22 protein-coding genes are annotated in these 23,798 nt (G+C 61.2%); all 22 read left to right on the forward strand.

Annotated features, from left to right (window positions below):
* The first annotated feature begins 94 nt into the window (after positions 1 to 94).
* The 22 genes from Q5H93_RS05350 to rffA all read left to right on the forward strand — a co-directional run bounded on the left by Q5H93_RS05350 (position 95) and on the right by rffA (position 23,790).
* Positions 95 to 1,438: a UDP-glucose dehydrogenase family protein gene (locus Q5H93_RS05350; protein WP_305005467.1), complete on the forward strand. Its 1,344-nt coding sequence runs from the start codon at positions 95 to 97 to the stop codon at positions 1,436 to 1,438.
* A gap of 129 nt (positions 1,439 to 1,567) precedes the next feature.
* On the forward strand, positions 1,568 to 2,515 hold the full coding sequence (locus tag Q5H93_RS05355) for a UDP-glucuronic acid decarboxylase family protein (RefSeq protein ID WP_305005468.1): 948 nt from the start codon (positions 1,568 to 1,570) through the stop codon (positions 2,513 to 2,515).
* A gap of 119 nt (positions 2,516 to 2,634) precedes the next feature.
* Positions 2,635 to 3,051: a sugar 3,4-ketoisomerase gene (locus Q5H93_RS05360; RefSeq protein ID WP_305005469.1), complete on the forward strand. Its 417-nt coding sequence runs from the start codon at positions 2,635 to 2,637 to the stop codon at positions 3,049 to 3,051.
* On the forward strand, positions 3,051 to 3,998 hold the full coding sequence (locus tag Q5H93_RS05365; protein ID WP_305005470.1) for a GNAT family protein: 948 nt from the start codon (positions 3,051 to 3,053) through the stop codon (positions 3,996 to 3,998). The genes Q5H93_RS05360 and Q5H93_RS05365 overlap by 1 nt, the downstream gene beginning before the upstream one ends.
* Entirely contained in the window at positions 3,995 to 5,113 is a 1,119-nt protein-coding gene (locus tag Q5H93_RS05370) for a DegT/DnrJ/EryC1/StrS family aminotransferase (protein ID WP_305005471.1), read from the forward strand. Before Q5H93_RS05365 ends, Q5H93_RS05370 begins: the two co-directional genes overlap by 4 nt.
* Positions 5,114 to 5,187: 74 nt before the next feature.
* Positions 5,188 to 6,120, forward strand: coding sequence for a glycosyltransferase family 2 protein (locus Q5H93_RS05375; protein ID WP_305005472.1), 933 nt, complete (start codon positions 5,188 to 5,190; stop codon positions 6,118 to 6,120).
* 124 nt (positions 6,121 to 6,244) lie between these two features.
* Positions 6,245 to 7,192, forward strand: coding sequence for a GDP-L-fucose synthase family protein (locus Q5H93_RS05380; RefSeq protein ID WP_305005473.1), 948 nt, complete (start codon positions 6,245 to 6,247; stop codon positions 7,190 to 7,192).
* Between the two features lie 30 nt (positions 7,193 to 7,222).
* On the forward strand, positions 7,223 to 8,359 hold the full coding sequence (locus tag Q5H93_RS05385) for a glycosyltransferase family 10 domain-containing protein (protein WP_305005474.1): 1,137 nt from the start codon (positions 7,223 to 7,225) through the stop codon (positions 8,357 to 8,359).
* Positions 8,352 to 9,512 carry a DegT/DnrJ/EryC1/StrS family aminotransferase gene (locus Q5H93_RS05390; RefSeq protein WP_305005475.1) on the forward strand — a complete coding sequence of 387 codons (1,161 nt, stop codon included), beginning with the start codon at positions 8,352 to 8,354 and terminating at the stop codon, positions 9,510 to 9,512. Before Q5H93_RS05385 ends, Q5H93_RS05390 begins: the two co-directional genes overlap by 8 nt.
* Positions 9,513 to 9,520: 8 nt before the next feature.
* Complete coding sequence (locus Q5H93_RS05395; protein WP_305005476.1) at positions 9,521 to 10,453, forward strand: NAD-dependent epimerase/dehydratase family protein; 933 nt, start codon at positions 9,521 to 9,523, stop codon at positions 10,451 to 10,453.
* 1 nt (position 10,454) lies between these two features.
* Entirely contained in the window at positions 10,455 to 11,027 is a 573-nt protein-coding gene (locus Q5H93_RS05400; protein WP_305005477.1) for an acyltransferase, read from the forward strand.
* Positions 11,028 to 11,074: 47 nt separating this feature from the next.
* Entirely contained in the window at positions 11,075 to 12,076 is a 1,002-nt protein-coding gene (locus Q5H93_RS05405; RefSeq protein ID WP_305005478.1) for a glycosyltransferase, read from the forward strand.
* Between the two features lie 57 nt (positions 12,077 to 12,133).
* On the forward strand, positions 12,134 to 13,249 hold the full coding sequence (gmd, locus tag Q5H93_RS05410; RefSeq protein WP_305005479.1) for a GDP-mannose 4,6-dehydratase: 1,116 nt from the start codon (positions 12,134 to 12,136) through the stop codon (positions 13,247 to 13,249).
* 130 nt (positions 13,250 to 13,379) lie between these two features.
* Positions 13,380 to 14,765: a lipopolysaccharide biosynthesis protein gene (locus tag Q5H93_RS05415; RefSeq protein ID WP_305005480.1), complete on the forward strand. Its 1,386-nt coding sequence runs from the start codon at positions 13,380 to 13,382 to the stop codon at positions 14,763 to 14,765.
* A 10-nt stretch (positions 14,766 to 14,775) separates the two neighbouring features.
* Entirely contained in the window at positions 14,776 to 15,900 is a 1,125-nt protein-coding gene (locus Q5H93_RS05420; protein WP_305005481.1) for a glycosyltransferase family 61 protein, read from the forward strand.
* A gap of 9 nt (positions 15,901 to 15,909) precedes the next feature.
* Positions 15,910 to 16,785, forward strand: coding sequence for a hypothetical protein (locus Q5H93_RS05425; RefSeq protein WP_305005482.1), 876 nt, complete (start codon positions 15,910 to 15,912; stop codon positions 16,783 to 16,785).
* A 39-nt stretch (positions 16,786 to 16,824) separates the two neighbouring features.
* Positions 16,825 to 18,654, forward strand: coding sequence for a hypothetical protein (locus Q5H93_RS05430; RefSeq protein ID WP_305005483.1), 1,830 nt, complete (start codon positions 16,825 to 16,827; stop codon positions 18,652 to 18,654).
* A gap of 102 nt (positions 18,655 to 18,756) precedes the next feature.
* Positions 18,757 to 19,653, forward strand: a complete 897-nt coding sequence (locus Q5H93_RS05435; protein ID WP_305005484.1) for a glycosyltransferase family 2 protein — start codon at positions 18,757 to 18,759, stop codon at positions 19,651 to 19,653.
* Positions 19,654 to 19,672: 19 nt separating this feature from the next.
* Positions 19,673 to 20,875, forward strand: coding sequence for a glycosyltransferase (locus tag Q5H93_RS05440; protein WP_305005485.1), 1,203 nt, complete (start codon positions 19,673 to 19,675; stop codon positions 20,873 to 20,875).
* 38 nt (positions 20,876 to 20,913) lie between these two features.
* Positions 20,914 to 21,876, forward strand: a complete 963-nt coding sequence (locus tag Q5H93_RS05445) for a glycosyltransferase family 2 protein (RefSeq protein WP_305005486.1) — start codon at positions 20,914 to 20,916, stop codon at positions 21,874 to 21,876.
* Positions 21,873 to 22,592: a GNAT family N-acetyltransferase gene (locus Q5H93_RS05450; RefSeq protein ID WP_305005487.1), complete on the forward strand. Its 720-nt coding sequence runs from the start codon at positions 21,873 to 21,875 to the stop codon at positions 22,590 to 22,592. Before Q5H93_RS05445 ends, Q5H93_RS05450 begins: the two co-directional genes overlap by 4 nt.
* A gap of 61 nt (positions 22,593 to 22,653) precedes the next feature.
* Entirely contained in the window at positions 22,654 to 23,790 is a 1,137-nt protein-coding gene (rffA, locus tag Q5H93_RS05455; RefSeq protein WP_305005488.1) for a dTDP-4-amino-4,6-dideoxygalactose transaminase, read from the forward strand.
* Positions 23,791 to 23,798: the final 8 nt, after the last annotated feature.

Raw genomic sequence — 23,798 nt, forward strand, 5'->3', positions numbered from 1 at the left:
CAGCAGCCGCCCCGGCCGCGTACCTTTGCGGGGCGTGGGCCGGTGGCCGCCCTTTCCAATCAAATCACAAAACATCTCTGTTAAAACAACTTCTATGAAAATAGCAGTAGTAGGCACCGGCTACGTCGGGCTGGTTACGGGCACCTGTTTTGCCGAAGTCGGCATCGACGTGACCTGCATCGACATCGACGAGCGCAAAATCGCCAATCTTCACCAGGGCATCCTGCCCATCTACGAGCCCGGCCTCGAAGAAATGGTGAGCCGCAACGTGGAGAAGGGCCGCCTGCACTTCTCGACCAACCTCGGCGAGGCCATCCAAGGCTGCGACGTGGCCTTCATTGCCGTGGGCACCCCTCCCGGCGAAGACGGCTCGGCCGACCTGAAGTACGTGCTGGCCGTGGCCCGCGGCATCGGCGAGCACATGAACGGCTACGGTGTTATCGTGACCAAGAGCACCGTGCCCGTGGGCACCGCCGCCAAGGTGCGCGCCGAAATCGAAAAAGCCCTCGACAAGCGCGGGGCCAACATCGAGTTCGACGTGGCTTCCAACCCCGAATTCCTGAAAGAAGGCGCCGCCATCGACGACTTCCTCAAGCCCGACCGCATCGTGGTGGGCGTGGCTTCGGAGCGTGCCGAGGACGTGATGCGCAAACTCTACAAGCCCTTCCTGCTCAACGGCCACCCGATTATCTTCATGGATATTCCCTCGGCCGAGATGACGAAATACGCCGCCAACTCGATGCTGGCGACCAAAATCTCGTTCATGAACGACGTGGCCAACCTCTGCGAAATCATGGGGGCCGACGTGAACAAAGTGCGCCAGGGCATCGGCTCCGACGCCCGCATCGGCACCAAGTTCATCTACCCCGGCATTGGCTACGGCGGCTCCTGCTTCCCCAAAGACGTGAAGGCGCTGATTAAAACCGCCGCCGAAAACGGCTACGACATGCAGGTGCTGCGCGCCGTGGAAAGCGTGAACGACGCCCAGAAATCGGTGCTGTTCGACAAGCTGAGCAACCACTTCGCCGGCGAGCTGCGCGGCCTCAAAATCGCCGTGTGGGGCCTGAGCTTCAAGCCCAAAACCGATGACATGCGCGAAGCTCCCTCGCTGGTTATCATCGAGAAGCTGCTCGCCGCCGGCTGCACCGTGACGGCCTACGACCCCGTGGCCATGAAGGAAGCCGAGCACACCCTGGGCGACTCCATCACCTACGCCAAGGACGAGTTTGAAGCCCTCATCGACGCCGACGCCCTTCTCGTCGTGACCGAGTGGCCCGACTTCCGCTCGCCCAACTTTGAGGTGGTAGCGCGCCTGATGAAGCAGAAAAACATCTTCGACGGCCGCAACATCTACGACGCTGCCGAAATGAAAGCTGCCGGTTTCGCCTACCACTGCATCGGTGTGCGCACCGCGCACAAGGAGCCGGTTCAGGCTTAACTCGCACACTATCTGTCATCCTGAGCGCAGCGAAGGACCTTATCACGGCTGCACCCTACAGGAGTATTACTAAATTGAGCGGCGCGGACGTGATAAGGTCCTTCGCTGCGCTCAGGATGACAACCATTTATGTCTGAAGAAAAAAAACGTATCCTGATAACCGGCGGCGCCGGTTTCCTGGGGTCCCACCTCTGCGACCGGTTTCTGACCGAGGGCTACCACGTCATCGCCATGGACAACCTGGTGACGGGCAACCTGGCCAACATCGAGCACCTGTTTAAGCGTGAGGATTTCGAGTTTCACCACCACGACGTGAGTAAGTTCGTGTTCGTGCCCGGCAAGCTTGATTACATCCTGCACTTCGCCTCGCCAGCCTCGCCGATTGACTATCTCAAGATTCCGATTCAGACTCTGAAAGTGGGTTCGCTCGGTACGCACAACCTGCTGGGCCTGGCCCGCGTGAAAGGTGCCCGCATGCTGATTGCCAGCACTTCGGAAGTGTACGGTGACCCCGAAATCCACCCGCAGGTTGAAACCTATTTTGGCAACGTGAACCCCGTGGGCCCGCGCGGCTGCTACGACGAAGCCAAGCGTTTCCAGGAAGCCATCACGATGGCCTACCACAACCACCACGGCCTCGAAACCCGCATCATCCGTATTTTCAACACCTACGGCCCGCGCATGCGTCTCGACGACGGCCGCGTGCTGCCGGCGTTCCTCTCGCAGGCCTTGCGCGGCGAGAACCTGACGGTGTTCGGCGACGGCTCGCAGACCCGCTCGTTCTGCTACGTGGACGACCTCGTGGAAGGCATCTACCGCCTGCTGCTCAGCGACTATCACCTGCCCGTGAACATCGGCAACCCGGCCGAAATCACCATCAAGCAGTTCGGCGAGGAAATTGCCAAACTGACGGGTGTGGAGTTCAAGCCGACCTACCAGGCGCTGCCCGAAAACGACCCCATGAAGCGCAAGCCGGACATCACCAAGGCCAAGGAAATCCTAGGCTGGGAGCCCAAGGTAGACCGCGCCGAAGGCCTGCGCCGCACGCTCGAATACTTCAAGGAGCACGTTAAGTAAGCCCCGGCCGCCGGCCGCTGCTGTTTCCGAGGCACCCCGTTCTGCTCTGCCCGAGCGGGGCGGGGTGCCTCGCTGTTTAAGAGTGGCGGCCCTACTTTTACACTTTCACTACCGCCCCCATGCCCGATTTGGCCCGTCCGTTTCTGATTGAGTTTCCCAAGCTCGGCGCGCCCGAAATCGGCTACATCTCGGTGGCGGAAAATGCCGGCGACCTGCTGCCCTTCGCCGTGCAGCGCGTGTTCTGGACCTACTACACGCCCGAAAGCATCGTGCGCGGGCGGCACGCGCACCACCGCACGGCGCAGGTGCTCATCGCCGCCACCGGGCGCATCACCGTCACCACCGAAGTAGCCGGCGAGCCCATCGAAACCTTCCGGCTCGAAAACCCGCGGGTGGGGCTGTACGTGCCGCCCTATTGCTGGCATACCATGCAGTATTCGCACACGGCCGTGCAGCTGGTGCTGGCTTCGCAGCCCTACGACGAAGCCGACTACATTCGGGACTACGACCAGCTGCGGGCACTGTGGCGGCAATAATGAAAGCGGCCCCCGAATTGCTGGCCGCCCGGGCAGCCGAACTAGCCTTTTTGTCGCCCTACCACTTTCTGCGCGAGTTGCCGGCCGCGGCCCGGGAGCAGTTCGGCGGGGCAGCCCTGGCGGATTTTGGAGCTGATGCTGCTGAAGAAGTGCTGCCGATGGCGGACACCTCCGGCCAGTGGCTGCTGCGCCGCCTGCCCTGGGATTCGGCGTTTTTCGAAATTCCGACCTGCCGTCTGGTAACGGGCTTATTTACCGGAGAGACGCCGCCGGCTGCCCTGCAAACCGCTGCTGCTGCTCTGCGCAGCCAGCTGGCCCAGCAGGGGTGCTTCTACGCCTTCAGCGTGGTGCCCGCCGAGGATATCCGCCTGCTCCAGGCGCTGAGCGGTGCCGGTTGGCAGCTCATCGAAACGCGGCTGCATTACTACCATCCGGCGGTAGCCGAGGCGGCCGCACCGCGCTGGCCCGTGCGCCCCGCCCGGGCCGATGAGGCCGCGCTGCTGGGCCGGGTGGCCGCTGCCGCCCGCAACCCCTTCGACCGCTTCCACGCCGACCCGTGGATTGGTGCCGAACGCGCCGACGCGCTGCTAGCCCGCTACGCCGAAGCTGCCACCACCGGCGCCCTGGCCGACGTGGTGCTGGTGCCTGCTGAGCCTGGCTTGCCCATCGATTCGTTTCTAGCAATTTCTGATTTGCAGGTTGACACCCAAAAGCTGGGCGTACCGCTCTCGCGGGTGCTGCTCGCGGCCGTGGGCCCGGCCAACCGGGGCTGGCACCGCCGCCTGCTGAGCGAAACCCTGCACCGTGCCCGCACCCTGGGTCAGCGCTACGTGCTGATGACCACGCAGGCCACCAACCGGGCAGTCGTTCACAACGCCGAGGCGCTGGGCTTCCGGCTGGGGGCTACCAGTCACGTGCTGGCCTGCCATTTATCTTTGCCGGAGTGAGCGATTTTATTCCTTTTCTCTCCCTGGCCCCGCAGCACGAGCCGTTGCGGGCCGAGGTGCTGGCCGCCGTGGCCCGCGTTTACGATTCGAACTGGCTGGTGCTGGGGGAGGAGGTAGCCGCTTTCGAGCGCGAATACGCTGCCTTCAGCCAAGTGACTTACTGCGTGGGTGTTGCCAATGGATTGGATGCAATGGTGCTGGCCCTGCGGGCGCTGGGCGTCGGGCCGGGCGATGAAGTTATCGTGCCTTCCAATACCTATATCGCCACCTGGCTGGCCGTGACGCAGGTGGGCGCCACACCGGTGCCCGTGGAGCCCGACCCCGCCACGGCCAACCTCGACCCGGACCGCCTGCCGGCTGCGCTCACGCCCCGCACCCGGGCCATCATACCGGTGCATCTCTACGGTCAGGCCTGCCGCATGCCCGAAATCATGGCCTTTGCCCGGCAGCATGGCCTATGGGTGGTGGAAGACAATGCCCAGGCCCACGGCGCGGCCTTCGCCGGCCAGCTCACCGGCAGCTTCGGCCACCTCAATGCCACCAGCTTCTACCCCGGCAAAAACCTAGGTGCCCTCGGCGATGCCGGCGCCCTGACCACTGCCGATGCCGCGCTGGCCCAGCAGCTGCGGGTGCTGCGCAACTACGGCTCGCAAGAGAAATATCACAACGAAGTGGTGGGCTACAACTCCCGCCTCGACGAGCTACAGGCGGCCGTGCTGCGCACCAAGCTGCCGCAGCTGCCACGCTGGACGGCCCAGCGCCAGCAGCTGGCTGCCTGGTACAACCACTACTTGGCCGATATTCCCGGCCTGCACCGACCGCGCACAGCCTCCGGCGCCACCCACGTTTACCACCTCTACGTGGTGCGCCACGCCCGGCGCGATGCCCTGCAACGGTACCTGACGCAGCATGGTATCGGTACACTTATCCATTATCCCATCCCGCCGCACCGGCAGCCGGCCTACGCGCCGCTGGCGTTGCCAGCCGGGGCATTTCCTATTGCCGAGGAGCTGGCGGCCACCAGCCTCAGCCTGCCGCTGTGGCCGGGCATGAGCGAGGCCCAGGTAGCCACGGTAGCCGGCGCCATTCGCGAATTTGCGGCATCAGCAGGGTAGGGGCGCCGGGAAATGCGGCCGCTAATCAAGCCGCGCCTCTACTTTTGATTGGTTTTTATTCGCCCCCGCGCTCCATGCCTACGCTGTCAGTTATCGTGCCCTGCTACTTCAACGAGGAGAATATCCCCGTGACGGTGCGCGAGCTGCTGGCTAACGAAGCGGCTTTTCCGCCGGAAGTCACGGTGGAGTATGTGTTCGTCAATGACGGCTCGGGCGATGATACGCTGGGCGCCCTGCGCCGGGCGCAGCAGCAGTACCCGGGCCGCATTCGCGTGGTCGATTTGGCGGGTAACGTAGGTTCCTACAACGCCATTGTGGCGGGTATGGCCCACGCCACCGGCGACTGTATGGCCGTGATAACCGCCGATTTGCAGGACCCGCCCGAGCTGCTGCCCCGCATGTATGCTTATTGGCAGCAGGGCATCAAGCTCGTCATCGGCAACCGGCAGGACCGCGAGGAAACCGGCCTGGCCCAGGCCCTGGCGCGGCTCTTTCACTGGCTGATGCGGCGGCTGGCCCTGCGTAACATCCCGCCCGGCGGCTTCGATTTTGTGCTCTTCGACCGGCAGGTGGCCACCGAGGTGCTCAAGTTGCACGAGCGCAACTCCAACGTTTTCTACCTGATGCTTTGGCTGGGCTTTGCCTACGTCAACATTCCCTACACCCGCCGCCGCCGCCAGCTGGGCCGCTCGCGCTGGACGCTTTCCAAGAAAGTCAAATTGCTGATTGACTCGCTACTGGCTTTCTCGTTCGTCCCCATTCGGGCCATCTCGGCGCTGGGGCTGGGGCTGGGGCTGGTGGCGCTGCTCTACGGCTGCTATATCATCGCCCTCAAGCTGTTCGGTAGCAACGAGCCCGCTGGCTGGTCGGCCCTAATGGTGGTGCTGCTGTTCGTGTCGGCCTTTCAGATGGTGGCGCTGGGCATCATCGGCGAATACGTGTGGCGCGGGCTCGATGCGGCCCGCAAGCGCCCGCTTTACGTGGTGCGCGAGGTCTGGGATAAGTGATGGTTAAGTGATACTATTTGTAAAAAATTTAGCAGTATCATGATTTTGCCGGCTGTTTCGGCCTGCGGGGTTACCTTTGTGGTCCGCGTGCCTTGTGGAACGCCGCCTCAAACAGCCTTTATCGATGGAGAAAAATGACAGAATATACGTTGCCGGTCACCGCGGAATGGTGGGGTCGGCAATGGTGCGGCGGTTGAAAAAGGCTGGCTTTACGAACCTGATGGTGCGCACCTCGCAGGAGCTGGACTTGCGCGACCAAGTAGCCGTGCGCGCTTTCTTCGCCGAAACGCGCCCGCAACACGTGATACTGGCCGCTGCGCTGGTAGGGGGCATCCACGCCAACAATACCTACCGCGCCGATTTTATCTACTCCAACCTGATGATTCAGTGTAATGTGATTCAGCAGGCGCATGAATCCGGCGTGGAAAAGCTGCTGCTGCTGGGCTCCTCGTGCATCTATCCGAAGATGGCCCCGCAGCCTATCAGCGAGCAATACTTGCTGACGGGACTGCTGGAGCCCACCAACGAGCCCTACGCCATTGCCAAGATTGCGGGAGTGAAAATGTGCGACGCGTACCGGGCCCAGCATGGTTCGAACTTCATTTCGGCCATGCCTACTAACCTCTACGGCCCCAACGATAACTACGACCTCAACAACTCGCACGTACTGCCGGCGCTGATTCGCAAGTTTCACGACGCCCAGCTGCAACAGCTGCCGGAGGTAGAAGTGTGGGGCACCGGCAAGCCCATGCGCGAGTTTATGCACGTCGACGACCTGGCCGATGCCTGCTACTTCCTGCTGCAGCACTATAACGAGCCCGGCCCCATCAACGTGGGCACCGGCACCGATGTGAGCATCGGCGAGCTGGCTCACCTGGTGGCTGAAGTGGTCGGCTACCAGGGCACCATCCGCTTTAATACGGATATGCCCGACGGTACTCCGCGCAAACTAATGGATAGCAGCAAGCTGGCTGCGCTAGGATGGCAGGCGCGCACCGATTTGGCAACTGGCCTGCGCCACGTCTACCAGGATTTTCTGGCGGGCGCCGGCAAGAACCTGCAACCCGCTTAAACAGTGCCCTTGTCGCCGCTGGCTTCTTTCATGACCCCTTTGCTCAAAGCTACTCTTTTCGTGAGGCCCGATGCGGCGCTGCTGAACAACGGCGTGTTTTCGGGCGCGCCGCTGCATGGCATGAAAAGCGACATGTACCAGTTCATTGCGCTGCGCCACGAGCTGCGTCGGCACGGCATCGAGCTGGCTACGCAGGATATTCATCCCCCGCAGGAATCGGCACTGGTGCTGGTGCTCGACCAGGTAGAGGCGTTTCAGGACTTCCAGCGCCCTGCTACCTGCCTGGCCCTGTGCCTGATGCTGTCGGAACCACCCACGTATTACCCCACCAACTGGGACAAGGCCCGGCATCAGGTATTTGACCGCATCCTGACGTACGACGTCCAGCTGATAGATGACGTGCGCTATTTCCGGTACCATTACGCCATTGATTTCGAGGACTACCCGGCGTTTCAGCCCGTCAGCGAAGCCGAGTTTGCGGAGCGTAAGCTGTGCATGCTGGCGGCGGCCTCGTTTGCCGTGCTGCCGCCACCGCCGGGTTCCCGCTCCCTGCTCTACGAGCGCTACAACACGCTACGCTGGTTTTCCAACCAGCAGCCCACCCACCTCGATTTCTACAGCCGGGGCGTGCATCCCGACACCTACGCCAGCTTCCGGGGCGCGGGGCTGCTGAAGCGCTGGCTGCCGCAGTTTGTGCTGCGGGCTATTGTGCACGGTCGCAAGCGCATCTTCGACCGCGTCTACCGGGGCAGCATTCCGCCGCTCGAAAAGATTGAGTACGTGCGGCGCTATAAGTTTGCCATTGCCTACGAAAACACCGAAGGCCTGAATGGCTACCTGACCGAGAAGCTTTTTGACTGCCTGGCGGCGGCTACCGTGCCGGTGTATCTGGGCGACCAGCTCGCGCCCGACCTGGTACCGCCGGACTGCTACATCGACCGGCGCCAGTTTGCCACGCACGAAGAGCTGTACCAGTACCTCGCCACCATGCCGTATGCCCGCTATGCCGAATACGTGGCAGCCATTCAGCGCTTTATGAAGCAAGTGCCGCAAGGCATCCTTTCTACTGCTTACAACACCCGGCTGCTAACTGATGCACTGCTGGGTGCGCTGCCGAAAGCACTTCGGCCCGTTTCCCAACCCTCGATTTCTCTTTCCCATGGCTGATATTTCATCGCTGCCGGCCCTGACCGGAAATCAGGTCCCGCCCGGTGGGCAGTTCCTGCCCTTGTTCAATACCTTCGTTCATCCCTCGGCGCAACAGCGCGTGAGTGAGGTGCTTGCCAGTACGTTTCTGAGTGAGGGCAAGCTGGTTAAGCAGTTTGAAGGCCAGCTGACGGCCGAGTTGGGGATGCTGCATCCGGCGGCCCTCAATTCGGGTACCAGCGCCCTGCACCTAGCGCTGGAGGTGGCCGGCGTTGGTGCCGGCGACGAAGTCATTCTGTCCCCGCAAACCTTCATTGCCTCGGCCATCACCGTGGTGCAGGTGGGTGCCCGGCCGGTATTTGCCGATATTCAGTACGAAAACGGTAATATCGACCCGGCCGACGTGGAGCACCGCATTACCCCGCGCACCAAAGCCATTATGGCCGTGCACTGGGGCGGCTATCCCTGCGACATGGCTGAGCTGCATGCCATTGCACAGCGCCACAATCTGGTCGTTATCGAAGATGCCGCCCATGCTCCCGGAGCTACCTACCAGGGCCAGCCCATCGGCGCCATCTCCGACTATACCTGCTTCTCCTTCCAGGCTATTAAGCACCTGACTACCGGCGATGGTGGCGCGCTCTGCGCCCGCGACCCCGAGAAAGCGCGTGAGGTGTTTCGCCGCCGCTGGTTCGGCATCGACCGGGCCAATTCGCCGATGAACGAAGTAGGCGAGCGGGAATATGACCTCACCGACGTGGGGTATAAATACCACCTGAGCGACTACGCCGCCGCGCTCGGCTTGGCCAACCTCAACGGCTTTCACGACCGCATGGCCGTGCGCCGCCAGCGGGTGCAGCAATACCGCGATGGTCTGGCGGCGGTGGCGGGCCTCACGCTGTTTCAGCATCAGACCGACCGCGAAAGCGCCCATTGGCTGTTCGGCTTTCACGTCGAAAACCGCCTGGACTTTATCCGGGCCCTTAAGGCCAGGGGCGTAGGGGCTTCCGTGGTGCACGATGGCATCGACAACAACACCCTCTTCGGCGGCAAGCGCCCCGAGCTGACCCAGCAGCGCCGCTTCGACGAAACGCAGATTCACATTCCGCTCCACGATGCGCTGACGGCTGAGCAGGCCGGCTATATCGTGGACGTAATCAAGCAAGGATGGTAAGCAGCACAATGAAAATTATTGTTTTTGGCCATACCGGCTTTGCCGGGCGCAACGTAACTGACGAGCTTAGTCGCCACAATGTCAGTTTTGTAGGCGCTTCGCTCAGTACGGGGCTCGACCTGCGCGACCCCGCTGCCACGGCGGCTTTTCTGCGCGAGCATCAACCCACGCATATCATCAACTGCGCGGCCCACGTGGGCAGCCTCAATTATGTGACTGAGCAGGCGGCTACGGTAGTGGCCGACAACTCGCGCATGATTCTGGGAATGTACGAGGCCGTGGCGCAGGAATGCCCGCAGGTGTTGGTTATTAATCCAATTGCCAATTGCGCCTACCCGGCCACCGCCGATATTTTTCGGGAAGACGAGTGGTGGAACGGTCACCTGCACCGCTCGGTACTGAGCTACGGTACCAGCCGCCGCCTGCTGTGGGCCGCTGCCGAGTGCTTCCAGTTGCAGTACGGCGTGCGGAGCATTCACCTGCTCACGCCCAACATGTACGGGCCCTACGACTCGACCGACCCCAACAAAGCTCACGCTCTGAATGCGTTGATTTCCAAGTTTGTGAAAGCTGAGCATACCGGCCAGGCCGAGCTGCCGGTGTGGGGTACGGGCGTGGCCATCCGCGAGTGGCTTTACGCACCCGACTTTGCCCGCCTGGTGTGGGACGTGCTCCAAAACCCCGACCGTGAGGGCCTCACTCAACCCACCAACCTGGCCCAGAACGACGGCCTGAGCGTGAAGGAGCTGGTGGGCATCATCCAGGAAAAATTTGACTACTGCGGCAAGCTGGTGTGGGACCCTTCGAAGCCCGACGGTGCTCCCAAAAAAGTGATGGATGACAAGAAATTTCGCCAGGTATTCCCAGCGTTTGAATTCACCGATTTCCGCGTCGGTATCGCCGAAACGGTGAAGTATTACGAGTCCGTTTACCCCTACTAACATGGCCACCGACCCTTCCCCGCTTCGCTCGGCCCAATACGACACTGCACTGTTACAAAGCTGTGGCGATGACGTATTCATCAGCGCCAATGTCGAGATTCGCCGGCCGCATCTGGTGCGCGTGGGCAGCCACGTCGCCATCGACTCGGGCGTGTACCTGACCACGGCGGCCGAAATCGGCGACTACACGCACCTCTCGCCTTACCTCACCATCATTGGCGGGGCGCAGAGTACGCTGGTGGTGGAGGATTTCGTGACCATCGCGGCCGGCAGCCGCCTCATCTGCGGCTCCGACCGCTTCATGGGCGACGGTTTTACGAGCGTGACGGCTCCCGAGGAGTTTCGTGATACCGTGGACTTTGGCACTATCCGCTGCTCGCGCTTCTCGGGCATCGGCACCAACGTCGTTATCATGCCCGACGTGACGATAGGGGAGGGCTGCGTCATCGGCGCCTGCTCGCTGGTAACCAAGGACACCGAACCCTGGACGGTGTACGTGGGCGTGCCAGCCCGGCCGGTGAAAGTCCGCCCCCGCGAAAAAATGCTTGAATACGCCAAAAAACTTGGCTACTAGATAGCAAACAGCAGTAGTTTGCCCATCTGTTTTCTTACTTTTCCTGAATGTATACGCTTTCTTACGTCCTTACCACTTACAACAAGCTACCTTACCTCAAGCAGGTAGTGGCCCGGCTTATTGCCGAGCGGCAGCCCGACGAGGAAATCGTAGTGTGCGATGGCGGCAGCAACGACGGTACGCCGGATTACCTACGGGAGCTATACGAAGCTGGTAAAATTCAGCAGTTTGTGTCGGAGCGCGACAAAGGCGAGGCCCACGGCTTCAACAAAGCCATGCTACGCGCCCGGGGCGAGCTGATAAAGCTCGTGACTGACGACGATGCGTTCTGTTACCCGGCCATCCGCGAGGCCAAGGCCTTCATGCTGGCCAACCCGAGCGTGGACGTGCTGTCGGGCAATACCGGTCTGATTCAGCTCGAAAACTTAGGTGAAGCCAGCCTTTACGACGACGTGGCCGACAACTTCCGCCGTTGGCTGGCCCACAAGGAAGTGGTATGGATGATTGGCCTGCCGCTGATTATCCGGCGCACTTCGCTGGCGCTCACGGGCTTGTTCAATACCGGCGTGGTGCAGGTCGATACCGAGTTTACCTACCGCATTACCAGCCTCAAGGGCATCAGCATTGCTTGGAGCACGGCCATGCTTAGCGTGCGCCTCGAAAATCCCCAGAGTAATTTCCGAGTGATGAACCAGGGCAAGGCAGTCAATGCCAGTACCGAGGAAGCCAACCGGATGCGCTACTATTACGACAAGCAGTACGGCAACGACCTCGGCAGCTTGCTGCGCCAGCGCGTACCCTACGCCGAGTGGCTGAAAAAGCCGCTGCGTCCGCTCAAGCGGGCCTTGTTTAGCGGCTTGAGCATGAAGCAATACGAAGGCAACTTGAAAATGCCGACTACCTACGCGGCCCCAGCGGGCGGCGTAGCCCCGGCCGATGCGCTGCAAACGGCATTTGACGTAGCCGACGAACTGATGCGCAGCTACAATGCCGCGCATCCCACCGAATTTTTGTTTCAGGAGCAGCAGCTGACTAAGGCGCTGAGCTAATTTTGTTAATAAACTCATTGCGGCCTGCTTAACGGCCGTTTTACTATTCTCACACGTATGAAAGTTGCGCTCATCACCGGCATCACCGGCCAAGACGGGGCTTACCTCACCGAGTTTTTGCTGGAAAAAGGCTATGAGGTTCACGGTATCAAGCGGCGCTCGTCGCTGTTCAATACCGACCGTATCGACCACCTCATTACCGACGAGCACGGCCACAAAAACCCGCGCCTCACCAACCACTACGGCGACCTGACCGACTCGACCAACTTGATTCGCATCATTCAGGAAGTGCAGCCCGACGAGATTTATAACCTCGGCGCCATGTCGCACGTGAAGGTGTCGTTCGACGCGCCCGAGTATGTAGCTGATGTGGACGGCGTTGGTACCCTGCGTATTCTGGAAGCCGTGCGCCTGCTGGGCCTCACCAAGAAAACCAAGATTTACCAGGCCAGCACCTCCGAGCTCTACGGTCTGGTGCAGGAAGTGCCGCAGCGCGAAACCACGCCCTTCTACCCCCGCTCGCCCTATGCCGTGGCCAAGCTCTACGGCTACTGGATTACGGTGAACTACCGCGAGGCCTACGGCATGTTTGCCTGCAACGGCATCCTGTTTAACCACGAAAGTCCGCTGCGCGGCGAAACCTTCGTGACCCGCAAAATCACCCGCGGCGTGTCGCAGATTGCCCTGGGCATGCGCGACGACATCGCCCTCGGCAACCTCGACGCCAAGCGCGACTGGGGCCATGCCAAGGACTACGTGCAGGCTATGTGGCTGATTCTGCAGCAGGATACGCCGGAAGACTTCGTCATCGCCACCGGCGTGACGACTACCGTGCGCGACTTCGTGCGCATGTCCTTTGCCGAAATTGGCGTGGAGCTGGCCTTCGAAGGCGAGGGCGTGGACGAAGTGGGCCGCGTGGCTGCCTGCACCAACCCGGAGTACCAGCTTGCCATCGGCCAGACCGTGGTGCGCGTCGACCCCACCTATTTCCGTCCCACCGAAGTGGAGCTGCTCATCGGCGACCCCACCAAGTGCAAGGAAAAACTGAAGTGGGAGCCCAGCTACGACCTGCCCGCCCTGGTGAAGGACATGATGCAGGCCGACCTGAGCCTCTTCAAGCGCGATGCGTACTTGCTGAAAGGTGGCCACAAAGTGCTGAATTACCACGAGTAAGGCGGCGGGCCGCCCTGGCGGCCCCCAATACCAACCGGCCTCGTGGCAGTGCCACGGGGCCGAACTTGTATTCTCGCGGCGCCCCCGAAACCGGGCCGCCGCGCATTTAAGGCTGTACTGTTCATTTTCTATGTCGTTATGGACGAAACTGGCCGGGTTGTCCAACAACGCGGTATTTCGCAAAGCAGTAGTCGGCTTTTCGGGCTCGGCAGCCATCACGGCAGCCGGTATGTTGCTGTCGCCGGTTATTTCGCGCCTGTACCGGCCCACCGATTATGGTGAGTACGCGGTGTTCAGTATTCTGCTGGGCAACCTGTCGATTGTATCGAGTCTCAACTATCTGGGCGCCTTGCTATTGCCTAAGCGGCATGAGCGGTTTGTGGCCCTCACCCAGCTTTCGCTGTGGCTGAGTCTCATTGTTTCGGTCAGCTTCCTGGTGCTACTGTGGTTCTTTGAAGACAGCATTCTGACGTTCTTCGACATCCATAGCATCGGCTCGATGGTGTTCTGGATTCCGTTTATTCTGCTGGCCTCGGTGTTGATGTCGTGCCTGCATTCACTGAGTATTCGTGAAAACCAATACTCGGTGAAAGCGGTATCCGACGTCAGCGCCAACATGACCGGCAAGGGCTACAATATCGCGCACGCGCTGTGGTTTGGTCCGTCGCCCATTGGCTTCATTATCGGCGACTTGCTGAACCGGGCGGTGGCAATTGGGACGGTCGTATTCCGCCTGCCGTCGCGGCTGACCTTGCAGATGCTGCGCCCGCTGCCGCTACGGCTACTGGTGAAGACGGCCCTCTTCTACCGGCGCTTCCCGCTGCAGGTACTGCCGTCTACCTACCTCAATATCTTCTCGTCGCAGCTGCCGATACTCATGCTCAAGAGGTACTGCGACTCGGCGCAGGTAGGGTCTTTTGCATTCGCTACCAGCATGATGGAGCTGCCGATTTCGCTGCTGGGCGGGGCGCTGTCGCCGGTGGTGATGCGCGATGCCGTGCAGGCCCACCACGACGGTGGCATAGAGCAGCTGGCAAAATTCTGCTCGGGCTATTTCCGGCGCATTTTCCTGGGGTTGGCCATTCCTTTCGCCGGGGTCGCCATCTTCGGCGATTTGATTTTCCCCACCGTATTTGGCGGGCAGTGGAAAACCGCAGGCGTGGTAGCCTGTTTGCTAGCCGGATACTACGCTTTCCGGCTAAACTATTACATTTTTGTGGCTGTGTACACGGTCATTCACAAGCAGATTTACGATTTGCTGTTCAACATTGTGCTGCTGGTGGCCCGGTTTGCGGCCATCTATTTCGTGGTGCAAAGTCACGGCTTTTTGTACGCCGTGGGAGCTTACAGCGCCGTGAGCTTGGTGCTGACGGCCCTCAACAGCTACGTGCTGCTGGGCACACTAGGCATCCGCTCGTGGAAGGTGGCGCTGGAGCAGTTCAGCTATTTTGCGGCCTTGCTGGGCGTGCTCTACCTGGCCCGCCTGGGGCTGAATAACTGGCTGCACCTCGGCTAAGCAACTGACTATGAAAGCAGCGCTGCGCACCACTCTGAAGAAGTCTGCCGATGCCGTGATACGGACCATCGGCGGCCTGCTACCCAAGCAGCTGGTAGCCGGGCGCGAACCCATGGCCCCGGCCGTGCTGCCGTTTCAGCTGCCGCTGCCGCGCAATGCGGCGCAGCTGCCACCGGCCTATCTGGCGCAGTTCGACAACGAGCGCAGCCTGCCCGAGCGGTACTTTTTCCATCTGCGCAACGTGCAAGTGTCGTGGCACGGCGTAGTGTTTCAGAACCTGCAGATGTTCCGGCCCAGCGTGTTACCGGCCTCGGTTGAAGCCGAATTCAAGGGCAGCTTCCTGCTACGGCAGTGGTGGAAGCGCCGCGCCCGCCCCCTGCCCGCAAACGAAGTGGTGGGGCTGGCTTACGGCCCCTGGGCGGTGGGCAACTACTACCACTGGATAGTGGACACGCTGCCGCGCCTGCTGCTGCTGCAACGACAGTACCCGGGCTGCCGGCTGCTGATGCCCGCCGGCCTGCCCGTCTACGCCGCCAAAACCGCCGCCATGTTCGGCTTTGAGCGGCAGCTGCTGGTGCAGCCCGGCGAAATAGTGACGGTGCCTCAGCTGGTGATGCCCGACTACGCCGCCCACCCCGGCTACCAGGACCCCGCCCTGATGCGCGAAGTGCGCGAAACCGTGTGGCGCGCCGTGGGGGCCCGGCCCCGGCCGCCGGGCCAGCCCGGCCGCCGCGTGTACGTGTCGCGGGCGCGGCAGCGCATCCGGCGCCTGCTCAACGAGGCCGCCATCGAGCCCCTGCTCCGGCAGTACGGCTTCGAAACAGTGTATTTCGAAACCCTGTCGTTTGAAGAGCAGGTGCAGCTGCTGCTTGAAACCGACGTGCTGGTGGGCATTCACGGCGCCGGGCTCACCAACACCCTTTTTATGCGCCCCAATACCACGGTGGTGGAGTTCATGAGCGACAGCTCCTGCAACCCCTGCTACTACCACCTGGCCAGCGGCCTGGGCCTGAACTACAACTGCCTCCCCAGCCGTAGCGCCGAGCAGGGCGCCGCCGCTCACAACAATTCCGACCTGACGGTTGACGCCAGCCAGCTGGCGCAGCTTTTTACCACGCTTTTTCCTACTTCTTAATTTATTACGATGGGCCGCAATCTAATTCTGGGCATCAGCGACAACTACAATTATTTTCACCTGTCGCGGTTTTTTGAGTCCCTCTACAAAACCTCGTTCGACGGGCACGTGTGCCTGTTTGTGGGGCCCAACACGGGCGCCAACACCGTGCGCCAGCTGCAGAAGCTGGGTGTGGAAACCATCCTCTACAAGAAGGATTTCCCCTACATTTCGCAGCCGCACCCCGCCAATTTTCCGGCCCTGCCCGACCCGATTCACATCTACAACTTCCGGCATTTCCTGTACTACGACTACATTCTGAAGCACGAGCAGGACTTCGACAACGTGCTGCTGACCGACGTGCGCGACGTGGTGTTTCAGAAAGACCCCTTCGATTTTCCCATCGCGTCGCAGCTTTACGTGGCCATGGAAAGCCGCGACAAGCGCATCGGCTCCTGCCAGTACAACAGCAAGTGGGTGCTCAACGGCTACGGCCAGGAAAAACTCGATGAGCTGGCCGAGCAGATTGTGAGCTGCGCCGGCACCACCCTCGGCCCCATGGCCCAGATAAAGCGCTATCTGCACACGCTGCTCTCGGCCATTCTGGAGCTGAAAGACGCTTACGGCTGCGCCGACCAGGCCGTGCACAACGACCTGCTGCACAGCGGCCGTATCGCCCCCGTACGGCAGCTCTACAACGATGACACCCCCATTCTGACGGTGGGGGCCGAGTTCGAGTTCAAGCTCGACCCGCAGGGCTACCTGCTCGATGGCAAAGGGCACCGCGCCAACACCGTGCATCAGTACGACCGGCACCCGACCTTGCTGGCGGCCGTCGACAAGTACATTTTTACCAACCCCTTGCGCAAGAGTTACCTCAAGCTGCGCTACAAGCTGATGCCCTAGGTGCAGTAGCCGCTTTTTTATTTACTCCGCATTTTGCTGATGAATAGCACGTTTTTCAAATGGTTTAAGGCCTTACTGCTGCTGCTGACGGTTGTTAGCCTGGCGGTGTTTGGCTGGGCTGCCAATAAAGGCCTGGACGTCAGCGACGAATCGTTCTATCTGCTTAACTACCGGTACGCCGATACCTACCACGCCAGCTTTTCCAGCTTTCACCTCATCATCAATACGATGCTGGGTGGTCATGAATTCTCGATTGCGGGCTATCGAATAATCTACCTGTTCATCATGGCCCTGCAAACGGCCGTTTTCACCTACGGCTTCGGCAAATGGCTGGAAAGCGAAGTGGGGGGGCGGGTGCAGCGAATCACGGCGGGCGGGTATAGTATCATCTTCTGCTACTTTCTGTTAGCCACGTTTGCCATTTTTTCCTGGGCGCCCCGCACGCTGTCCTATAATGGCATTAACTCACTGGTTATCTATGCATCAGCCGGACTTTTGCTGTTTGCCCTCAGCAGGCCCAGCCGCGACCGGCTGGCGCTGCTGGCCCTGGTGCTGGCGGGCGTCCTGCTTCCCTTCGGGTTTTTCACCAAAATATCGGCGGCCGTGCTGTGCCTGGGCTGGCACGGACTGATGCTGCTGTTGGTACGACGCCCACGGGTAGGGGAGTTGCTGATTTTCATTGCGCTGCCGCTGGCGCTTGGCATTGGCGTAGGTACGCTGCTGTATTTCGGGACGGTGCAGTCGTATGCCGACTGGTGGCTCAATTTCAACCGCGAGATGAAGGTAATCGTGAAGGTGGGCTACGGGCCGGGCCAGATGGTGCGCCGCTACCTAGCTGATGCACTGCATGTTTTGCTGTTTGTGCTGTGGCCGGGCCTGCCCCTGCTGGGGGCCTGCGTGCTGCTGACCGGCAAGCGCACCAATGGTGCCCGCAAACCCTTGGCGCTATACGGTATCGCGGCCGTATTGCTGCTGGTCTTCGCCTGTTTGTGCGTGTACTACAACGTGTTCGACCATGCTTACCGCAATGCCGATGCTACCACCCGCCTGCTGTTCCTCTTTCTGGTGGCCGTTGCCATCGTGTGGTTCCGGCGCCAGTCGGCCACGCTTGCGCTTCGCTTCAGCGAAATCGTGGTGCTGATATGGTTGCTGGCATTGCCGGCCGTGGCGGCGTTTGGTACGGCCAATAGCTTGCTTACCAATGTGCTGAACGATATTGTTGCCTGGTTTGCCATTCTGTTGTTTTTTGCTTTCCGCCTGCTGTCGGCCTCCCGCCCGGAGGCGGCCGAAGGCGCGTTGCCGACGGCCCCGCTGCTGGCGCCCAATCAGCGGCGCGTGCTGTATGCCTTACTGATGCTGCCGGCGCTCTACGTCTTCGAGCAAGCCATGTGGGGCAGTATATTCCGCCCCTATATGCTGCCGGATAATTTGTTAACTCAAACCGAACAGCTGAAAGCGCCCGGCGTTCGGGGTAAATTCTACGTCGATGCCCGGTTCCGCACCTTCGTAGCCGAGCTGTACGCGACCCTGCAGCGCGGTGGCTATCAGCATGGGCAAAGTATTGTGGCGCTGAATGATATGCCTGGATTGGTGTATCTGATGAACGGCTGGTCGCCGAATGCACCGTGGTACTTCTCGTTTGCGTTTGAGCGTAACATCCACGCGCTGTCGCTGAATCCGGCCAACATAAAGGGCTCTTACCTGCTGCTGAACAAAGCACTTTCGAGCCAGGAGCAGCAGGAGCTGCAGGCACACGGGCTCAACTATCCCACGGGCTACCAGCTGCTGGGCCAGCTTGCCAACCCCTACAACGTGTTCAATGCCGACCAGACCACCGTTTGGGTGTATGCGCCGGTTGAGCGGCGCTGAGTAAGCCGGGCCGCGGTCGTGCTTACCGCTCGTTTATTTTGAATTTTAGTCGATTCAGCCAGCTACTTCGTTGTAAGTCTTCTGGTTGATTAATAATATGCCATGCAGCCGTATTTTTCAATTGTCGTCCCTACCTACAACCGGGCCGACCTCATTGGCCTGACTCTGCAGTCGGTACAAAATCAGGAGTTTACCGATTGGGAGCTACTGATAGTAGACGACGGCAGCAAAGACAATACGGCCGCCGTGGTGCAGCCCTACCTGGCCGATGCGCGCGTGCAGTACCTGCCCAAGGAAAATGCCGAGCGTGGCGTGGCCCGCAACTACGGGCTGGCGCGGGCCACGGGCCGCTACGTCCTGTTTCTGGATTCGGATGACCGGCTGCATCCCAACCATTTGAGCACCCTGCATGCCGCCATTGCCGGCGCCCCAGCGCCGCCCGATTTTATTGCGACGAAATACGATTTCGACCGTGATGGCGAGCGTCGCCCCAGCGACCTGGCTCCATTGCCCGCCGGTCCGCTGGGCTTTGCCGACTTTCTGAATGGCAACGTTTTGGCCTGCAATGTGTGCGTGCGCCGCGCCAATCCCGAGCTCCGCCCTTTCGAAGAAGACCGGCGCTACGCGGCGGTGGAGGACTGGATGTTCATGCTGCAAAACACCCAGCACGGAGCCGTGGTGCAGCTCGTTGATGCCGTGACGCTGACCATGAACGACCACGACCAGCGCTCGATGCGGGCTGACAACCAGGGCCTCATCCGCCGCCTCGACCTGGCGGCGGGCTGGATGCAGCAGCACCTGCAGCTGAGCGCCGACCAGCGCCGCCGCCTGCTGGGACGCGTCTATTATCTTTGTGCCATTCATGCCTATGCCGATGGGCACCGCGCCCAGGCGCTGGCCTATGCCCGGCAAGCCGCGCCCGGGTTGAGCCTGAAAACGAGCGTACTGCTGTATGTGCGCTGCCTGCTGGGGCCACAGCTCATTGGCTTGTTAAAATAAGAGTGGCCCGGCCACGCCTATGCGTATTCTATTTCTGAGCTACTGGGGACTGCACGACGGCCTGACGACTTCCACCGTGTTTCCGCACCTGCGGCTGCTGCACCAGCGGCCCGATGTGGAAGCTATTCGGCTGATAACGATTGAGCGCGGCGCCGATGCCCAGGCCGAGCTGCCCTTCGACCCGGGTTTTCCCGCACCCAAAATCTCCTTTGAGCCCTTGCGCTCGCGGCCCAGCCGCAACGTGCTGCTCAATAAAATTGAGGACTTCACCCGTTTCCCGCAGGAAGTGGTGCGGCAGGTGCGCGAGTTTCGGCCCGACTTCATTCTGGCCCGCGGGGCGCCGGCCGGCGCCCTGGCCTACCTGGTGTGGCAGAAAACCCGGCTGCCGTTCTACGTCGAATCGTTCGAGCCGCACGCCGACTACATGCTGGAGTCGGGGGTGTGGCGCCGCTACGACCCGCGCTATCTGTTCCAGCGGCACTGGGAAAAACGCCAGAAGCAGCTGGCTGCCGGCCTTATGCCAGTGGCCGAAAACTACCGCCGCCAGCTCATCAGCGAGGGGGTGCCGGCTGGCCGCATTGCCACCGTGCCCTGCTCGGTAGATGCGGAGGCGTTTGCTTTCGACGAGGCTGCGCGGAGCCGCGTGCGCCGGCAGCTCGGCTTTGCGCCGGATAGCGTGGTGGGTATTTACGTGGGAAAATTCGGCAGCATTTATTATGATGAAGAGGCGTTTGCGGTGTTTCGGGCCGCCGCCGACCACTTTGGCCCGGCTTTCCGGCTGATTATTCTCACTCCCGACCCCCTGCCTGCCGTGCAGCGCAAGCTGGCGGCGGTGGGCCTCACCGGGCAGGCGTTTGTGACCAAGGCCGCGCATACGGAAGTGCCAAGTTACCTGTCGGCCGCCGACTTTGCCTTTGCTACCATCAAGCCCGCGCCCTGCCGGCTGTTCTGCTCCGCCATCAAAATCGGCGAATACTGGGCCAGCGGCCTGCCGGTGCTACTGCCGCCGGGCGTCGGCGACGACTCCGATATTGCCGAAGCCGAAGCCGGCGGCGCCGTATTCGACCTGAGCCAGCCCGCCAGCCTGCCCGCCAGCCTGTTGCGCCTCGAGGCCATGCTGCGCCAGCCCGGTTTGCGCGCGCAGGTGCAGCAGCTGGCCCTGCGCCACCGCAGCCTGGCGCAGGCCCAGACGGCCTACGAGACACTGCTACCCGCTTCGTAAGTCAAGCCTTTTTGTATCGTTGCCTAACTGTTTCTGTTTTGGGTACTTCCACTCCGCTTTTTTCTATTGTCAGTCCCGTGTACCGGGCCGAGGCACTGCTCGATGAGCTGGTGCGCCGCATTCAGGCCAGCGTAAGCCCACTGACGGAGCACTACGAAATTATTCTGGTGGACGACCGGGGGCCCGACAATTCCTGGCAGCGCATTGAGGAGCAGGCCGCCCGCGACCCCCGGGTGCGCGGTGTGCGGCTGTCGCGCAATTTTGGCCAGCACAAGGCCATTACCGCCGGGCTGGAGCAGGCCCGGGGCGAGTGGATTGTGGTAATGGACTGTGATTTACAGGACCAGCCCGAAGAAATTCCGGCCCTGTACCAGTATGCCATTCAGGAAAATTACGACCTGGTATTCGCTCGCCGCGTCGAGCGGCAGGACTCTTGGCTGAAGCGCATGGGCTCACGCCTGTTTTATCAGACTCTGTCGTACCTCACCGAAACCAAGCAGGACGCTGCCGTGGCCAATTTCGGTATCTATCACCGCAAAGTAGTGGCAGCTGTGCTGTCGATGCGCGAAAGCATCCGTTACTTCCCCACCATGGTGCGCTGGGTGGGCTTCCGGGCTGGCGGCCTGCCCGTGGCCCACGCCGAGCGCCCCGAAGGCAGCAGCAGCTACAACCTGAGCCGCCTGCTAAACCTGGCCCTCGACATCATTCTGGCCTACTCCGACAAGCCCCTGCGCCTGACGGTGAAGCTGGGGCTGGCCATTTCGGCCACGGCTTTCCTGTTTGTGCTCGTCACCCTAGTCCGCTACCTGCTGGGGCATACCTGGGAGCCAGGCTACGCCAGCCTTATTGTATCAGTCTGGCTTTTTGCTGGTTTGCTGCTTTCAGTGCTGGGCATGGTGGGCCTCTACATCGGCAAAACCTTCGAGCAGGTTAAAAATCGTCCCATCTACGTGGTCGATGTCCGGACGGACGCCGCGCCAGATTCTACGCTCACCTCATGATGCTGCCCACCATCCAGCCTCTGGGCTGGGACTCTGATTTTCTGGGCTTCTCGGTCGGGCGGCTGCTCACCGATGGCCTGTCGGAAGCGCAGATTGCCACGGCTGTTGCCGATGCGCGCCGGGCCGGCTTTCGCTTGCTTTACGCCGTAGCCAGCCCCGCCAATGCCGCGGCGGCCACGGCACTCCGGCAGGCCGGGGCCTTGCTGGCCGACCGCAAGGTAACCTTTGCCATGCCCGTGCTTACCGGGCCGGCGCCGGTAGCCGCCGCTATCAGCGCCACCACCGCATATAGCCCGCAGCTGGAGTCGCTGGCCTGGCAGAGCGGCGAGTATTCCCGCTTCCGGCTCGACCCGCGCCTGGCCCCGACGGTGTTTCGGGAAATGTACAGCCGCTGGCTGCACAACTCGCTGACGGGCAGTATTGCCCGGCAGGTACTGGTGTGGCGGGCGCCCACTGGCCACGAGCTCGGGCTGCTTACGCTGGGTGAAAAAAACGGCCGCGCCGATATCGGCCTGCTGGCCGTGGATGCCGCCGCCCGCGGCCAGCGTGTGGGCCAGCAGCTGGTGGCCGCCGCCGTGGCGCAGGCCGCCGCCTGGGGCTACGCCGAGTTGCAGGTGGTCACGCAGGGCGACAATGAGCCGGCCTGCCGGTTTTACGAAAAATGTGGCTTTCAGCTCGTTCAGGAAGAGCATATCTACCACTGCTGGCTCGACTAGCCATGGGTTGGGGGAAGATGCCTACCGCCCTGCTACCTTTGCGGTACTCAACTCAGCGTCCATGTTGCCTACTATTCCGTTTAATAAGCCCTATCTCTCCGGTCCCGAAACCCGCTACATCGAAGAAGCGGTACGCTCGGGGAAAATATCCGGGGATGGGGTTTTTACCAAAAAGTGCCACCAGTTTTTCGAGCAAAATCTGGGCTTTGCCAAAGTTCTGCTGACCACCAGCTGCACCGATGCGCTGGAAATGGCAGCCATTCTGCTTGATTTGCAGCCGGGTGACGAGGTAATTGTGCCGTCCTACACCTTCGTGAGTACGCCCAATGCTTTCGTGCTCCGTGGGGCCAAAATCGTCTTTGCCGATAGCACCGCCGAGAATCCCAACATCGACGCGAGCTCGCTCGAAAGCCTGGTGACGCCGCGTACGCGCGCTATTGTGCCGGTGCACTACGCCGGCATTGCCTGCGACATGGATGCTATTCAGGCCGTGGCTGCCCGGCACGGTCTGGCCGTGGTGGAGGATGCCGCCCAGGCTATCGACAGCTATTACAAAGGCCGCCCGCTGGGGAGCATTGGCGAGCTGGCCGCTTTCTCGTTTCACGAAACAAAGAACATCATTTCCGGCGAAGGTGGGCTACTGGCCATCAACGACCTGCAATATGCCCAGCGCGCCGAAATCATCCGTGAGAAAGGCACCAACCGGTCTTCGTTTTTCCGGGGCGAAGTCGATAAGTACGGCTGGGTTGACATCGGCTCCAGCTTCCTGCCATCCGATATTATCGCGGCCTTCCTGTGGGCTCAGCTGGAACACCTGGAAAGCATTCAGGGCCAGCGCAAGGCTATTTGGGAGCGGTATTATGCCGCTTTTGCCCCGCTCACTACGCAGGGTATCGGCCTGCCCCAGGTGCCCGACTATGCTACCAACAACGGGCACATGTTCTACCTGGTAACTCGCAGCCTGGAAGAGCGCACGGCCCTGATTGACCACCTGAAGCACCGCCAGATACTGCCGGTTTTCCACTACCTGTCGCTGCACAAAAGCCCATTTTACGCCAACAAGCACGACGGCCGCGCCCTGCCTTGGGCCGACCATTACACCGACTGCCTGGTGCGCCTGCCGCTGTATTACGAGCTGGATGAAAGCCTGCAACGCCGGGTAACCGACGGCGTGCTGGAGTTTTACGCAGGGCGCTAAGCAGGGCG

Source organism: Hymenobacter aranciens (assembly GCF_030580865.1).
GTDB lineage: Bacteria > Bacteroidota > Bacteroidia > Cytophagales > Hymenobacteraceae > Hymenobacter > Hymenobacter aranciens.